The organism is Pseudoalteromonas luteoviolacea (genome assembly GCF_000814765.1).
Taxonomy (GTDB): Bacteria; Pseudomonadota; Gammaproteobacteria; order Enterobacterales; family Alteromonadaceae; genus Pseudoalteromonas; species Pseudoalteromonas luteoviolacea_H.
This window is the reverse complement of sequence record NZ_JWIC01000010.1, coordinates 316060-332262: the sequence shown is the minus strand read 5'-3', so window position 1 is coordinate 332262 and position 16203 is coordinate 316060. Positions and strand designations below refer to the sequence as shown.

13 protein-coding genes are annotated in these 16203 nt (G+C 42.3%); 10 read left to right on the top strand and 3 right to left on the bottom strand.

Going from position 1 to position 16203, the window contains the following annotated elements:
* Nucleotides 1-2 precede the first annotated feature (2 nt).
* Nucleotides 3-1688 carry a dipeptidyl-peptidase 3 family protein gene (locus JF50_RS22860; protein ID WP_039611634.1) on the bottom strand — a complete coding sequence of 562 codons (1686 nt, stop codon included), beginning with the start codon at nucleotides 1686-1688 and terminating at the stop codon, nucleotides 3-5.
* 219 nt (nucleotides 1689-1907) lie between these two features.
* Between JF50_RS22860 and JF50_RS22855 the strand changes: the two genes are divergently transcribed.
* A complete protein-coding gene (locus JF50_RS22855) occupies nucleotides 1908-2747 on the top strand; it encodes an HDOD domain-containing protein (RefSeq protein ID WP_039611633.1) in 840 nt (279 codons plus the stop codon).
* A gap of 48 nt (nucleotides 2748-2795) precedes the next feature.
* Here the strand turns inward: JF50_RS22855 and rdgC are convergent, their stop codons facing one another.
* Together rdgC and JF50_RS22845 are read right to left on the bottom strand one after the other, a co-directional pair.
* On the bottom strand, nucleotides 2796-3704 hold the full coding sequence (gene rdgC, locus JF50_RS22850) for a recombination-associated protein RdgC (RefSeq protein WP_039611632.1): 909 nt from the start codon (nucleotides 3702-3704) through the stop codon (nucleotides 2796-2798).
* 147 nt (nucleotides 3705-3851) lie between these two features.
* Nucleotides 3852-5612, bottom strand: a complete 1761-nt coding sequence (locus JF50_RS22845; RefSeq protein ID WP_039611631.1) for a sensor histidine kinase — start codon at nucleotides 5610-5612, stop codon at nucleotides 3852-3854.
* Nucleotides 5613-5821: 209 nt separating this feature from the next.
* On the opposite strand from JF50_RS22845, the gene JF50_RS22840 reads away from it, so the two are divergent.
* The 9 genes from JF50_RS22840 (at nucleotide 5822) to ribBA (ending at nucleotide 16183) form a co-directional block, all read left to right on the top strand.
* Entirely contained in the window at nucleotides 5822-6187 is a 366-nt protein-coding gene (locus JF50_RS22840; protein ID WP_039611630.1) for a response regulator, read from the top strand.
* A 291-nt stretch (nucleotides 6188-6478) separates the two neighbouring features.
* Nucleotides 6479-8896, top strand: coding sequence for a bifunctional aspartate kinase/homoserine dehydrogenase I (thrA, locus tag JF50_RS22835; protein ID WP_039611629.1), 2418 nt, complete (start codon nucleotides 6479-6481; stop codon nucleotides 8894-8896).
* Nucleotides 8897-8905: 9 nt separating this feature from the next.
* Entirely contained in the window at nucleotides 8906-9835 is a 930-nt protein-coding gene (thrB, locus tag JF50_RS22830) for a homoserine kinase (protein WP_039611628.1), read from the top strand.
* A 10-nt stretch (nucleotides 9836-9845) separates the two neighbouring features.
* Nucleotides 9846-11129, top strand: coding sequence for a threonine synthase (gene thrC / locus JF50_RS22825; protein ID WP_039611627.1), 1284 nt, complete (start codon nucleotides 9846-9848; stop codon nucleotides 11127-11129).
* Between the two features lie 257 nt (nucleotides 11130-11386).
* Nucleotides 11387-12643 (top strand): serine hydroxymethyltransferase, encoded by a 1257-nt coding sequence (gene glyA, locus JF50_RS22820; RefSeq protein WP_023398518.1) that lies wholly within the window; start codon nucleotides 11387-11389, stop codon nucleotides 12641-12643.
* Between the two features lie 162 nt (nucleotides 12644-12805).
* A complete protein-coding gene (gene nrdR / locus JF50_RS22815; protein WP_039611626.1) occupies nucleotides 12806-13255 on the top strand; it encodes a transcriptional regulator NrdR in 450 nt (149 codons plus the stop codon).
* A complete protein-coding gene (ribD, locus tag JF50_RS22810; RefSeq protein WP_039611625.1) occupies nucleotides 13255-14370 on the top strand; it encodes a bifunctional diaminohydroxyphosphoribosylaminopyrimidine deaminase/5-amino-6-(5-phosphoribosylamino)uracil reductase RibD in 1116 nt (371 codons plus the stop codon). Before nrdR ends, ribD begins: the two co-directional genes overlap by 1 nt.
* Before the next feature lie 8 nt (nucleotides 14371-14378).
* Nucleotides 14379-15035 carry a riboflavin synthase gene (locus tag JF50_RS22805; protein ID WP_039611624.1) on the top strand — a complete coding sequence of 219 codons (657 nt, stop codon included), beginning with the start codon at nucleotides 14379-14381 and terminating at the stop codon, nucleotides 15033-15035.
* 35 nt (nucleotides 15036-15070) lie between these two features.
* The gene (gene ribBA / locus JF50_RS22800; protein ID WP_039611623.1) at nucleotides 15071-16183 is read left to right on the top strand and encodes a bifunctional 3,4-dihydroxy-2-butanone-4-phosphate synthase/GTP cyclohydrolase II; all 1113 of its coding nucleotides are present in this window, start codon (nucleotides 15071-15073) and stop codon (nucleotides 16181-16183) included.
* The last annotated feature ends 20 nt before the right edge of the window (nucleotides 16184-16203 follow it).

The window sequence follows — 16203 nt, the reverse complement described above, 5'->3', positions numbered from 1 at the left end:
CATTAAAGGCCCAATACGGCTTTACCTTGTTTAAATGTCACATCTACTGGAATATTTGCATTGGCAAGTTTATCTAAATCGGCTTGTAGGGCGGCTTTTATGTCACCATGGGTTGCAATGAGCTGGTCGACTTTTTGGTAATCACCATCCCCTTGCAGTGTAAGAATAAGGTTTGATAGTTTTTCCATTGCTGCGCCCATCTTATCCATATTTACTTGATAAAGGCCTTGCTCGTTTTTAGAGAACGCCCCCTCTTGTTCAAAGAAATTAAATCGGATCATATTTGCTTTTCCGTGAGCACTTGAGGCACCAAAACGCACTGAGCGGAAAATCCCAGCCATAAAGGTGACGTAATAGTCTTCTAATGTACCCTCTGTAATTTCACCTTTTTTCAAAAGCTGTTCAACCATATACAAGCCTAGGATATCGGCTTTGCCTTCTTCTATCGCACTGGCATGTTCTTGTAAAGATTGACGCACCGTGCCTTTCCCTGTGATGGTATTTTTGATGCCTAGACCATGGGCCACTTCGTGAAACATGGTATTGGCAAAAAATGCGTTAAAGGTAATGTGTTTACGTTGTTCCGGTACAATTAATTCATCTGCGATAGGAACTAAAATTTTGTCAAACTTCGCGCGCATCGCATTTTTAAGTTGGAGTCGGCGCGTCCCTTTTTCTAACTGAACCTGTTCATCGTTAGGTAGGTTAATGGCAATGGTTTTGCTGCCTGCGTTTGAGTGTCCTGCGTAGTAAACTACATCGTACGCGTTGAGATCTGCATCAGAGCCCGGCACCTCTTGCTTGTATTGTTGTGCAACAGGCAGACCTGTTTGTAATTCTGGTAAAAACGCAGCGAATTTGGCCAAACGTTCACTCCAAGCCAGATCTTTAATTAAAACATATGACTCAAATGCACTGCGATAACCAAATAATTGGTCTTCGTATGTTTCTATAGGGCCTATAACGACATCAATGGGGTTATTCTTCATATCCATCCATGCAAAATCAGATGGTTGATAACTATTATTCAATAGAGCATCGGCACGCAAATTTAGGTAGTGAGAAAATTGCTTATCAACGGCCAATGAACTGGCTTCTCTGAGAAGCTGCGCTGCTTGTTCGAGCTCTGCTCTAAACTCAGTTGCGTAGGGCACAGCATATAATCGACCTTGTTCATCTCGTTTCACCATAGAGTATAGGCCTTGTCTGTCTTTGAACTCTGACTGATTTAGCTCTTCTTTGGTGATGTCGTGTGGGTAAAATTGTGCACCAGGCGTTTTTTCAGAAAACCCGCTAAGAAATACTTGGTCGCCATTTAAACGATCCCAAGGACCGTAGTTTATGTCGGCAAATTGACGTACTTGTTCGTTTTTTATACCAGCAAGAAAGCTGTCTTTGCTTTGGCCGAATGCTTGTTTCCAAAATAAATCATCCATGATTTTCGATGCATCAATCAGCAGAGAAATCATCTTCTTTTGGTTGTCATTAAGGTGACTCAAGTCACTTGTTAAGGTAACTGGCGTATATATATTGAGATGCTGCTTGTCGATATTCTGAAGAGTATATACCGCTGGTGCTTGCGTTTCTGCTTGATTGGTTTTTGGTGTGTCTGATGCTTGTTGAGAGCATGCACTTACTAGCAGGCCAGAGGAGACCAAAATTGCACTGGACAGTTTAGAAAGTTTCATCATTTACCCTTGAGATTTTAGTTATTATGATTGTGAGGTACCTATGATGCTCAAAAAATATCAATTGAGCAAACTGTTCAAACAAAGTATTTTCTTGTACAGAAATGATCAGAATAATTTTTATACTTTTCTTAACTTTATCGAGAAGTTAGACAATACTTAAAGTAGTAAAAATTATAAGGCCATAGTTAAGTGGCGAATTTAAAGGACTTTGACCATATGTCTACAGAAAACGCATTACTTACGATTCTTGTCGATAAAATCAATAATGACACACTTGTCTTGCCTACGCTCCCAGAGGTCGCAGTTCGAGTTCGTCAAGCAGCTGACGATCCTGAAGTCAACTTGTTACAAATGGCGGATGTTATTTCACATGATCCAGCACTCGCCGCGCGGATGATAAAAGTCGCGAACAGTGGTTTTATGGGACGTTCGATTAAGGTAAATACGCTAAACCAAGCTGTGACGCGGATTGGTTTAAGGCAAATAAAAAATATCGCGACAGCGATGGCGATGGAACAGCTGTTCGTTTCAAACAATAAATTGATCAAAACCTATATGGATAAAGCGTGGCAGAAGACGCTAAAAGTTGCGTGTCAGGCTATTTCAACAATGGAGTTTTATCTGCGTTTAAATAAACATACTTCGCTGAATAAAGACACCATTACACTTGCTTCTTTGGTTTTTAATATTGGCGTGCTGCCGATTTTAACAGAGGCTGAAAAACACCCTGAAGTGTTTGCTAATCCAAGTTTTCTAGCACATGCAATACAGAAGTTAGCTGGACGTATTGGCGGTGCGATTATGCGCGAGTGGGGATTTACCGATGATTTTGTTGAAGTGGCAGAGAGTTGGGCTAACCCTAATTATAAGCCAGAGCATGTTTGCTACGTTGATTTTATTCGTGCTGGTGCCATTGTTGAGGGCATTTTACAAGTATCAGACAAGGCCGCTGCGCTGGGAGTTTACGAAGAGAAAGGCGTGCTCCGCTCCATAGATATGTTTACTGATGATGCCTATTTAGACTTACTGACAGATGTGAAGTCGATGTTTGCTTAATAGAAAATAGGAGTAAAAAGGGCCAATTGAATAAGGCCCTTTTTCTTTTTATAGGTCGTCTTTGTCACCAAGTTCTCTGGTAAGATCTTCTAGTAGCTCTTTGACCTCTTCAGAAACTAGGATAAAGTCAGCATCTAGTTTGATTGCCAAATCTTCCTTTGGAATGTCAGCATTTTGCTCTTTTAGTGCATCATTGTAGCTGACGCGCTTGATTGACCCGTCATTTTGCAATAAAAACTGAACGCGTTCTTTCCAGTCAAGCGCCAGTTTTGTAACACGCTTGCCATTTTCTAAGTGAAGCTTAATTTCATCGCTAGCAAGGTCATGTTGTTTTAGCTTAACTTGTGCGCCTTCATCGGCAGCATCTTGCAGCTCTGCATCATTGCCAATGGCAAACCCCTCAGGTGCCTCAAATTTAGTTAACCAATCAGTTAAAAATACATCTAAGTCATAGTTTGCAAATGCTGGCACGATAGGCAAGGTACCCAAAGATTTGCGCAGTAAAGCCATCATTTCTTCCGCTTTGTTAAAGCTTGCGCTATTTACGATCACCCAACCACTTTCTTGGTCGATAAAAGCAAATTGTAAGCTGGACTTTTTAAATGCTTGAGGGAGCAATGTTGCTAAGATATTTTCTTTGAGCTCGTCTTTTTCTTTTTTCTTAACTGGGCGGTTTTCTTCGCGCTCGATTTGCTCTACTTTTTCTGCAACCATGTCATTGATAACAGCTGCTGGTAGTACTTTTTCTTCGCGTTTAGCACACAAAAGAATGCTACTTTGTGAAAAGTGAGACAGGGTTTGACCGTGTTTCCCTAATGCGTTTACCCAACCAAAGGTGCTCATATCTTGGCTACCACAAGCGCGAAATATGTCTTGCTCTAGTGCTTTTTCAAAGTCTTCTTGTGTGTACGAAACATCTTGTTTAAAACGGTAACAGATCAGGTTGCTGAACCACATATATTCAAATATCCAAGTTAAAAATCGACTTGCATCATAGCAAACCTATTGGGCTGGGCAAAACGAAAATTATCTAGCTGGTTATTTTAAAAAGCGACTGGTTATTGGGGGGAATAAAGCGGCTTATTCCCCTCCAAGAGAATGCGGTTAGCTAAACATAGCCTGTTGCGCTTTCATTTCTTTTGGAAAACGAATGTGGTAAGTAAGCCCTTGGCCTTCTTCGGAACTGACTTCAATATCGCCATTGAGGGTTTGCTTCACAAGATTGAATGTTATGTGCGTTCCTAAACCGCTACCGCCTTGATCTCGTTTGGTGGTGAAGAACGGGTCAAACAGTTTTTCTAGCTGCGCAGCTGATACGCCTTTACCATTGTCTTTGTACACGATTTTCACATCGTCGTTGTCATCTGTGATCTGAATATCTATGGTGCCTTTATTGACGCCTTCAAATCCATGGATCAACGAGTTCATGATGAGGTTGGTAAATATTTGGCTGATGGCACCCGCTGGTAAGTTGAGGGTAAGATCAGCAGGGCAGTCTATGTTAACCTCGTGTGCTGTTTTTTTCAGTTTGGGATGCAATGAACGCAGTACTTCCTCTAAATATTGCTGAAAATTAATGGTCCGAACAGCTTCACTTGCTTGGTCTACGGCAATTTGTTTGAAACTGGCCACCAGCTCAGAAGCGCGTGCCAAGTTGTTGGTGAGCAAGCTTGCACTTTGCTTCGCTTCATGCATAAACTCTTCTAACGCTTTTGGTGATAGCGTTTTTTCTTTGTAAGCGGCTTCTAATTGGTCTAAGCGTTCTTGCAAAAAAGATGTGGCAGTCACACCTATTCCAACAGGGGTATTAATATCATGTGTTATACCTGCTACTAGGCCACCTAACGCGGCCATTTTTTCAGAGCCAACCAAGCGTTCTTGTGCCATGTTTAGTTCTTCAACATACTTCTCTAACTCATTTTGCTTAGTTAATAACTCTTCTTCTGTTTGACGCCTCAGGTCGATTTCTTCTGTTAACGTGAGTTTTTGCTTCTCAAGTTCATATTTTTGTTGTTGCAGATCCATCATAGCTTGGCTGAGATTGGAGGTTTTTCTTGCGACTTCTTGCTCGAGTTGAATATTGTGCTGATCTAGCTTCTCATTACTAATAATGAGTTCTTTTTGAGTCTGATCTAACTGCTTTCGATATTCTGCTACTTTATCGATTAATTTGTTGAACGCTTCTTCCATTACTTTGAGCTCGTTGCGTTCGGTCGTATCAATATCTATCTTATGGCCATCAACGTTGTCTACTTCGAAATCTTCAATTTGTTCGGTCAAATCAGTTAAGGGCTCAGTCAGGAGCTTTCTAAAAGCGAGTAAAAATAAGATAATCAAGAATGTCGTTTTGACCATCGCATTCCCTATCAAAAAGTAGATAGAGATCATGATCCGGCTAAAAACCACCTCTCGGCTTGAAAACAGCGTGACATCACCCACTTGGGTGGCACGACCTGAAAACTCGAAAATCAAAGGAAAAGTGTAACCAAATAGCCCCGATGGTGTATCTTCAATTAAGGCTTCTTCTTGCACGAGCTGTTGGCTATATAATTCATGAATGTTGAGGGAACGACCAAGTTGGGAGATGATTTCACCGCTGTCGTCTCGTACAATTATCCCCTCTATCATGGGGATCGCAAGTAAACCTTCCGCCGTTGTGACTGTCTGTTTGGTGTTTAACTCCCAAATTGCACGAGTCAGGCTTCGGCTAAATGTTTTTTGTAGCATAGTCAGTTCGTTACGGATATAGTCTTTAGTATTGACATACTCAGCGACAACTTGTCCACAAGTGACGACGAACGTAAGTAAAAAGTAAACTGACAGAACGTTTGTAAGTAGTTTTTTCGACAGACTTTTCTGTAGCATGGAGTGTTCTTAGCTCCTGACAACCATGTTATAGCACGCGTATTAAACTTAAAGTTAGCCAATAAATGGCTAAAAATAAATGTTTATCTTGCTATCTTTACAACATATAAGCGAATATAAAAAACTTACTGGATGTTGATTATTGTGTTATAAGATTAGGACAACAATAACGTTTATTTGTTACTAGAACAATAAAGATTTACCTTCTTATGAGCTATTCCGTGTTAGTGTGTGACGATTCTACTGTTGCACGTAAACAAGTTGTGCGTTGCTTGAGCTCCAACCTAGATGTTGAGATCAGTCAGGCTAAAAACGGCCAAGAAGCTGTTGAAATATTGCAAAATTCGCAAGTTGATTTACTGTGTTTGGACCTTACCATGCCCATTCTGGACGGTATCGGTGTACTTGAAGCGATTAAATCAAAAAAAATTGAAACCTATGTAGTGGTTATTTCGGCGGATATTCAAGATCAAATGAAGCTAAGGGTTTCGCAGCTGGGAGCGTTGAAGTTTCTCGAAAAACCAGTCAAGCCTGAGCAATTACTCTCTCTACTCAGTGAATACGGTATCCGTTAGATAAGCTTTGCACTTTCCTGTACGTATCTTGAACATTTTGCATATTTAATTTTCATTTATCGTCTTGACAGGTTGACTGTAAATCGGGCAATCTAATTCACGAAGACAATTTATAAGCAAATTTTATTTAGGTTAACGTATAAACCATGAACCCAATTACATGTAACGCGACAATTATTATTACGACCACCATCCTTACTGGATAGTGGCATAGGTCCGTGCATATTTAAAAAGGCCTGTGCTCACTGAGAGCACAGGCCTTTTTTGGTTTTGGAATGAGGAAAAGTAATTATGCGAGTATTAAAGTTTGGAGGCTCATCACTTGCTGATATGGCATGTTTGGAGCGAGTTCGGTCTCTCATTCTCAATTATGGCAGTGAGAAAGCCGTGGTGGTGTTATCTGCGCCGGGTGGCATGACGGACAACTTGGTATCATTGGTCGAGCACGCACAAAAAGGTGAAGACTTTAGCCAGCAATGGGATGCTTTTGCATCTCGCAGTGTCGCGCTTAGGCATGAGGTTGAAGCGCAATATGGTGAAGTAATTAATTGGCCGTCGTTAAATTTACTTCGCGATAAATTAGAAGGCGTGAAGCTGTTGAAACAATGTCCTGCGTCGGTGAATGCGTTCGCCATCAGCTTTGGTGAAAGGATCAGCGTATCTTTAATGGTCACTATGTTAAAAGCGTGTGGCGCGACAGCATTAGAAGCAACAGAGTGTATTAAAACGCGTGCCGAGTATTTAGACTCTGAAGTTGATCTGGAGAGCACGCGAGACGCTGTAAACAAACAAGTAGATATTGCAGAAGCCGGTATTTATATCATGGCTGGCTTTACTGGTAGCAATGCATTAAATGAATTAACGACACTAGGTCGCAATGGCTCTGATTATTCTGCAGCAGTCATAGCTGCAAGTCTGAATGCAGATATTTGCCAAATATGGACAGACGTTGATGGTGTTTATAGTGCGGACCCAAGGCTAATTAAAAAAGCAACAAAAGTTGACCGCCTTTCGTATAAAGAAGCGATGGAGCTCGCTTATTTTGGTGCAAAAGTGCTCCACCCAAAAACTATTTTGCCGTGTGCAAAAGCAAATGTGCCGTGTGAAATTAAAAATACTCATGATCCAGACGTACCCGGCTCATTGATTTCTTCTAACGGAACAGGTGACGCCCCTGTCAAAGCTTTATCTAGTTTAGACGACCTTGCTATGTTGACCGTTTCAGGCCCTGGCATGAAGGGGAAAGTAGGTATGGCAGCAAGGGTATTTGGGGCGCTGGCCAATGATAATGTCTCAATTGTCCTGATTACTCAGTCTTCCTGTGAATTTAGTATTAGCTTTTGTGTCTATGAACAGGACTTGTCACTCGCGTTGAACGCTTTAGAAGCTGCTTTCGAATTAGAAACGCAAGCTGGGTTGATTGAGCCAGTAGAAGTGAGAAAAGAACTCGCCATTGTGACTTTGGTGGGTGACAACATGAAGTCGCATAAAGGCCTTGCCGCTAAATTTTTCGCGTCACTGGCGCAGGCGCAGGTCAATGTTGTTGCAATCGCACAAGACTCAACAGAGAGTGCAATTTCTGCGGTGATATCTGGCGATCTATGTAAAGATGCGATGAAGGTATGCCATGAGAACTTTTTCACTCATGTGCCATCAATCGATGTCTTCTTACTGGGCTGTGGCTTGGTAGGCAAAGAGTTGATTAAACAGTTAGAAAAACAGCAGACGTGGCTAGCAAACCGCAATATAAAGCTTAATTTATATGGCGTTGCTAACTCGAGGCAGTGTGTTCTAAGTAGAGAAGGAGTGGTATTTGACCAATGGGAAAGTGCGCTTTCGCAATCAAACTCGGCATTTTCTCTTAATCAACTTGAACAGTTTGTAAAACGTAATCATCTAATCAACCCGGTCATTGTTGATTGCAGCTCATCGGAGCAATTGGCGGATCAATATGCAGATTTTCTGAAGGCGGGTTTTCATGTGGTCGCTGCGAATAAAAAAGCGAACACCGGCGATATGGCCTACTATCGAGCATTACAGCAGGCAGCTCAGTCATCAGGACGTAAATTCTTATATGAAACAAACGTGGGGGCGGGTTTACCTGTTTTAGATAATTTGCAGTTGTTATTCGGGGCTGGAGATGAGTTATTGTCTTTCAGTGGCATTTTGTCTGGCTCTTTATCGTACATGTTTGGCGCGATAGAGGATGGCTTAAGTCTTTCAGAGGCCACAACTCAAGCGAAACAAAATGGTTTTACTGAGCCTGACCCAAGAGATGATTTATCTGGTACCGATGTTGCTAGGAAGCTGCTGATCATTGCTCGTGAGGCAGGATTGGAGCTGGAGTTGAGCGATATTCAAGTTGAACCTGTGGTACCTGAGCAGTTTGCAGCAGGTACTTCTGTCGAAGATTTTATGGCGCAATTGCCTGAATTAGATGCAGCCTTTGCCGATCGAGTGCAAAGCGCGGCGAGTGAAGGTAAGAAATTACGTTACGTCGGCAGCATTAAAGATGGAGTATGCCGTGTGGGTATTGAAGCGGTCGATGTTGACCATGCGCTATATGATATTCGCGATGGAGAAAATGCCTTGGCAATTTTGAGTCAATATTATCAGCCGAAACCTTTTGTTATCCGTGGTTACGGTGCGGGTGCTGAGGTGACAGCGGCAGGTGTATTTGCTGATATTTTGAAAACACTGTCTCGTTAGGGGGGCACTATGAGAAAATTTTATGCTCCTGCATCTATTGGTAATTTCTGTGTTGGTTTTGACTCGCTTGGCGCGGCAATCACGCCGATTGATGGCCAATTATTAGGAGATGTTGTTCATATTCAAGAAGCCGATACAGACGGTTTTGAGTGCATTGGCGAATACGCGCACAAGCTCCCGGCAGATCCACAAGAAAACTTAGCGTTTCAATGCTTAACGCATTTTCGAGCGCATGTTAAGCCTGATATGCCTAGTGTTTTTTTGAAATTAGAGAAAAAACTGCCAGTTGGCTCAGGACTCGGGTCCAGTGCATGTTCTGTTGTGGCGACTTTTGCTGCGCTTAACGCCTTTGCTAGCACTGCATTGTCTCAGTCACAAATGATTGAACTGATGGCGGACTTTGAAGCGAAAGTGAGCGGTGCGCGTCATTATGACAATATAACGCCATGTTATTTAGGAGGGTTACAGCTCACAGCGGAATTAGTACCAGACAGAGCACTGGCATTACCCGTCGACCCGAGCTGGTATATTGTGGTGGCATATCCTGGATTTACATTAAATACAGCCAAGGCGAGGGCGGTTTTACCTGCGACGCTCCCATTAAGTGATAGTGTTGAGTTTGCCCAGAGAATGTCCTCATTTTGTACTTTGTTGCAATTAAATCGATTTGATGAGGCGGTTGCATTGATGCAAGACAATGTGGCAGAACCAAGTCGTTCGCCGCTCATTGAAGGCTTCAAAGAGGCAAATCTGAGTTTACCAGAATTGGGGGCCCGCGTGGTCAGTATATCTGGGGCAGGGCCGACGCTTTTTGCGTTATGCGATTCATTAGAGATTGCTCAACAGTGTCAAAATTGGCTGCAATCACACTATCTGAACGAGCAAGGTTTTAGTCACATCTGTCAATTAGACAGCATGGGTACCAGAGAATTGGTTTAAGGAATTAAAAATGAATTTAGTTAATCTTATGGAGCCTGAGCAGCAGGTTTCATTTTCAGAAGCGGTGAAAATTGGCCTAGGGCGCAATCAAGGTGTTTTTTTTCCTGAAAATTTAGCGGCCATTAAAGATGTTGATGCGTTGCTAGCAATGCCATTTAAAGCCCGCAGTAGTAAAATTTTACAGCATCTAATCGGTGATGAGCTACCAAGTGATACGCTGGATGACATGGTAAATCGCGCGTTTGATTTTCCAGCCCCCATCGTTGAAGTTGAACAAAATACCTATTGTTTAGAGTTATTTCATGGTCCGACTCTTGCCTTTAAAGACTTTGGCGGTCGGTTTATGTCTGAGTGCATCGGTTTATTTAATCAAGGCGAGCGAGTTACGATTTTAACAGCGACCAGTGGAGATACTGGTGCCGCTGTGGCGCATGCCTTTTATGGCAAAGAAAACGTAGATGTTGTTATTTTGTATCCCAAGGGCAAAATTTCATTGGCTCAACAGAAGTTATTCACAACGCTTGGTAACAATATTCATTGCTATGCTGTAGAAGGCAGCTTTGATGACTGTCAAGCCCTTGTAAAGCACGCTTTTTTAGATGATGAAGTTAAGTCTAAGCTGGGTTTAAACTCGGCTAATTCAATCAACATCAGTCGTTTACTGGCTCAAGTGTGCTATTACTTCGAAGCAATTGCACAATTATCTCAGTCTCAACGTGAGCAAGTACATGTATCCGTACCCAGTGGCAATTTTGGCAATGTCTGTGCTGCGATGATAGCAGCTGCAATTGGTTTGCCGATTCGAAAACTCAGCGCCACGACCAATCAGAATGATACGGTGCCTCGTTATATGGCGACAGGGGATTGGTCTCCAAACGCAACTTTAGAGTCTCTATCTAATGCGATGGATGTGAGTAAACCTAATAACTGGCCTCGTGTTGAAAGCATGTTGAATAGTGGAATATTTAGTAAAGATGATTTTTATTCATGTTCTGTGTCTGAATCTCGTACTCAAGAAGTGATGAAACAAGTCAACAAGCTAGGTTACGTGGCAGAGCCGCATACCGCAATTGCTTATGAAGGTTTGCAAATCAATAAATCTGAGCATGAAACTGGGATCTTTTTAGCAACAGCGCATCCGGCTAAATTCAAAGAGTCAGTTGAAGGTGTTTTAGAACAACAACTTGACATGCCTCAGGTACTTTCAGATGCATTGAATAAGCCATGCCTAGCTGAATTTATTCAAGCAGACTATGACGGACTAAAACAGCGCCTATTTGAAAAATTAGGCTAGTTTAATTTCGCGTTTATTATGTTCGTGCATACATTCTTCCAATGTGGCTTAATGTATGCACATTTTAATTTTAAATGATATGGTCAATTCATATAAATATTTTTTATATTTAAATAAAAAAATATCATCCCAGAAACACTGTGAAATAAATTCAATCCTTGCTTAAATAGAGCCACGCAGATTTCGTAGGCAATTGGATGTAAATTGCGTACAATTGCATTCGGTAAATTTAATCATACGTGCACCTAGGAGAAACCATGTTAGAACGTAACATGAATATTGCAGATTTTGACCCTGAATTATTTAACGCGATCCAGTCTGAAACGACTCGTCAAGAAGAGCACATTGAGCTTATCGCATCTGAAAACTACTGTAGCCCGCGTGTTTTAGAGGCTCAAGGGTCACAACTTACAAATAAGTACGCAGAAGGTTACCCTGGCAAGCGTTATTATGGCGGTTGTGAGCACGTAGATGTGGTTGAACAGCTTGCTATTGATCGCGCATGTGAACTATTCGGTGCCGATTATGCAAACGTACAGCCGCACGCTGGCTCACAAGCAAATGCTGCTGTTTTTCAGGCGCTACTTCAGCCGCATGACACTGTACTGGGTATGAGCCTGGCACATGGTGGTCACTTAACTCATGGTTCTCACGTTAACTTCTCTGGTAAGACTTACAATGCAATCCAGTATGGTTTAAATGAAGAAACAGGCGAAATTGATTACGCGCAAGTAGAAGCTTTAGCGCTAGAGCACAAACCAAAAATGATCATTGGTGGTTTCTCTGCATATTCAGGCATCGTTGATTGGGCGAAGTTCCGTGAAATCGCAGATAAAGTTGGCGCCTACTTACTCGTGGACATGGCTCACGTAGCAGGTCTAGTAGCGGCTGGTGTATACCCTAACCCTGTTCCTCATGCACACGTTGTAACAACAACAACGCACAAAACACTGGCGGGTCCTCGTGGTGGTTTGATTGTATCAGCATGTGGTGATGAAGATGTTTATAAAAAGCTAAACAGTGCCGTATTCCCTGGTGGTCAAGGTGGTCCTTTATGTCACGTGATCGCTGCAAAAGCGGTTGCTTTCAAAGAAGCACTAGAACCTGAGTTCAAAACATACCAAACTCAAGTTGTTAAAAATGCACAAGCAATGGTTGCGGTACTTCAAGAGCGTGGATATAAAGTTGTATCTGGTAAAACAGACAATCACCTATTCTTGCTTGACCTAATTGATAAAGACATCACAGGTAAAGATGCGGATGCCGCACTTGGTCGCGCAAACATCACGGTTAATAAAAACTCTGTACCAAATGATCCACGTTCACCGTTTGTAACGTCAGGTCTTCGTATTGGTTCTCCGGCTATCACACGTCGTGGCTTTAAAGAAGCTGAAGCAGGTGAGTTAGCAGGTTGGATCTGTGATGTGCTTGATAATATCAACGATGAATCTGTTCAGGCAGAAGTGAAAGAAAAGGTTAAAGCTATCTGTGCTAAATTACCTGTTTACGCATAATTAAACTCACAATTTGCGTTAATTTTGATATTATAAGGGCCGCATTTATGCGGCCTTTTTGTTATCTCTAATTTTCGCGTTGTAAACGCATAAACCAGTTATGTTTTGGTATTGAAGATATTTAAACGCTGCATTAAGAATATTACCCAACAGTGAGAATATATGCATTGTCCTTTTTGTACGGCAAAAGATACTAAAGTTATTGATTCGCGTTTGGTGGCATCGGGTCATCAAGTACGACGCCGTCGCGAGTGTATAGTATGTCATGAGCGCTTCACCACGTTTGAAGGGGCGGAACTATTAATGCCCAGAGTGATAAAACAAGATGGTACGCGAGAGCCTTTTAACGAAGATAAGTTACTTAATGGTTTGCATAGAGCATTAGAAAAGCGTCCAGTCAGTACAGAACAAGTCGAAGAGGTTGTGCATCAAATCAAATCACAGATCCGGGCAACTGGTGAGCGTGAAGTAGACAGTAAAATGATCGGCGAATGCATCATGGAGGCGCTTAAAAAACTCGATAAAGTGGCTTACGTTCGATTTGCCTCTGTTTATCGCAGTTTTGAAGACATTAAAGAGTTTGGTGAAGAAATCGCAAGGTTGGGTGATTAATGGGCTTTACGCAGGCTGATCATAACTATATGGCAATGGCCATTGAACTTGCACAGCAAGGGCAATACACAACAACACCAAATCCCAACGTAGGCTGCGTCATTGTTAAAGAGGGCGAAGTCATTGGACAGGGATTTCATATCCAAGCGGGTGGTCCTCATGCAGAGGTGCATGCACTCAGAGAAGCTGCTGGCAATACTCAAGGTGCGACAGCTTACGTGACGCTGGAGCCATGCAGCCATTATGGCCGAACACCACCTTGCGCTAAAGGCTTGATTGATGCTGGTGTCGCAAGAGTTGTGTGTGCCATGGTTGATCCAAATCCACAAGTTGCTGGTAACGGGTTAAAGATGCTCGAAGAAGCGGGCATTGAAACGGCTTCTGGTTTAATGGAAGGCGCTGCACGAGCTCTGAATAAAGGGTTTCTCAAAAGAATGGAAACAGGTAAGCCCTACGTGATTGCAAAGCTAGCAGCAAGTTTGGATGGAAAAACAGCATTACACAATGGGCAGAGTAAATGGATCACTGGACCGCAAGCTAGACAAGATGTTCAGCGTTTTCGGGCACAAAGCTGTGCAATCTTATCCGGTGCAGATACGGTTCTGATTGACGATGCTAAACTTAATGTGCGGGCAAATGAATTCAGTGACTTTGGTAAAGTGGAGTCAATGGCTAAATTGCGACAGCCAGTACGTGTCATTATTGATACTCAAAATCGCTTGCATCCGGATCTAAATTTATTTTGTCATGATTCTAAAGTCATTATTTTACGTACCAAACTTGATAATCAGCATCAATGGCCTCATTTTGTAGAGCAAGTCTGCTTACCTGAGGTGTCAGGTAAGTTAGATTTACATGCTGCGATGGCGTTTTTAGCGGCGCAAAATATTAACCAAGTATGGTTGGAAGCCGGTGCGACCTTGTGTGGCGCTATGCATCAGCAAAATTTAATTGATGAATATATCATTTACATGGCGCCCAAAATTATTGGCGAAGGGGGGAGAGGGTTGTTTAACAGCTCGGTATTGACTGAGATGGATCAGATCCCCGAACTAGAAATAACTGAGTGTGTCCAAGTTGGCACAGATATCCGCATTAGTGCAATCAATAAATAAGAGTAAATATGTTTACAGGTATCATTGAAGCAACTGGCACATTAACCGAACTGACCTTAAAACAAGGCGATTTGAGCGTTAAAGTGCAATCGCATAATTTGGATATGGCTGATGTAGCGCTTGGGGATAGTATCGCAACCAATGGTGTTTGTTTGACTGTGGTAGAAAAGTTCAACGATGGCTTCAGAGCTGACGTATCAAATGAAACTTTGTCGCTTACGCGATTTGGCGAATATAAAGTTGGCCAAAAGGTTAATTTAGAAAAAGCGCTGCAGCCAACATCTCGCCTAGGTGGACACTTAGTATCAGGCCATGTAGATGGTGTTGCAAGCATTGTCGCTGTAGAGGCAAATGCTCGCGCAACCGATTATTGGTTGTCGGTGCCACATGCATTATTAAAGTATATTCCGTATAAAGGTTCGGTGGCTATTGATGGGATCAGTTTGACCGTCAATGCCGTTGAAGAAAATAAGTTTAAACTCACCATAGTGCCTCATACAGCACAAGAAACAACAATAGCTGATTTTAAAGTGGGCACATTGGTGAATCTAGAAGTTGATCAAATTGCTAGATATTTGGAGCGTTTAGTGCAAGGTAATCAAAGCGCGCCAAGTGAATCGACTCTCACAACCAGTTTGTTGGCGCAAGCTGGCTTTATTAAGTAATTGGCCATTCAAACAAAGTAATTAATGGGAAAATTATGAGCTTAAACAGCGCAAAAGAAATCATCGAAGACATTAAAGCCGGCAAAATGGTTATCTTGATGGATGATGAAGATCGAGAAAATGAAGGCGACTTAATCATCGCGGCAGAGCATATTACGCCCGAAGCGATTAACTTTATGGCGACCTATGGCCGTGGTCTTATATGCCTAACTATGACGCAAGAGAGATGTCAGCAACTCGATCTTCCGCTGATGGTTAGAAATAACGGCGCTCAGTTTTCTACTAACTTTACGATGTCAATTGAAGCGGCTAAAGGTGTCACAACGGGTATTTCAGCGGCGGATAGATCAAGAACTGTGCAAGCTGCGGTTGCTAAAGGCGCGGTGCCAGAAGACATTGTTCAGCCGGGTCATATTTTCCCTATTATGGCGCAGCCTGGTGGTGTATTGACTCGTGCGGGCCATACTGAAGCGGGTTGTGACTTAGCACGTTTAGCGGGTCTTGAGCCTTCATCGGTGATTGTCGAAATCTTGAATCCTGATGGCACGATGGCAAGACGTCCTGAACTGGAAGTGTTCGCAAAAGAACATAATATTAAAATCGGTACAATTGCCGATTTAATTGAATATAGAAATTTAAACGAAACGACGATAGAAAGAGTGGCGAAGTGTAAACTACCAACAGAATTTGGTGAATTTGACCTAGTTACTTATAAAGATACTATTGATAATCAGCTTCATTACGTATTGCTTAAAGGTGAAGTTAAAGAAGACGAACCGACATTAGTGCGTGTGCATTTGCAAAGTACGTTTAATGACATCTTATTGTCTGATAGAAGCGCAGACCGTAGCTGGACACTTCATGGTGCAATGAAGCACATTGCCGAAAATGAAGGCGCGCTGGTTATTTTGGGCAAGAGTGAGCAAACCGAAGATTTAGAACAGCTAGTTAAGGCATTTGCTGCTGAAGATCAAGGCGAAAAAATCAATTATCGTAAGTTCCAAGGTACTTCTCGTACTGTTGGGGTGGGTTCTCAAATTTTAGCGGACTTAGGCATTCAGAAAATGCGCCTTATGAGTTTGCCGAAGAAATACCACGCACTTTCGGGCTTCCACTTAGAAGTTGTCGATTATGTAGAGCCGAAATAATTTCGGTCATCACTTTTTAC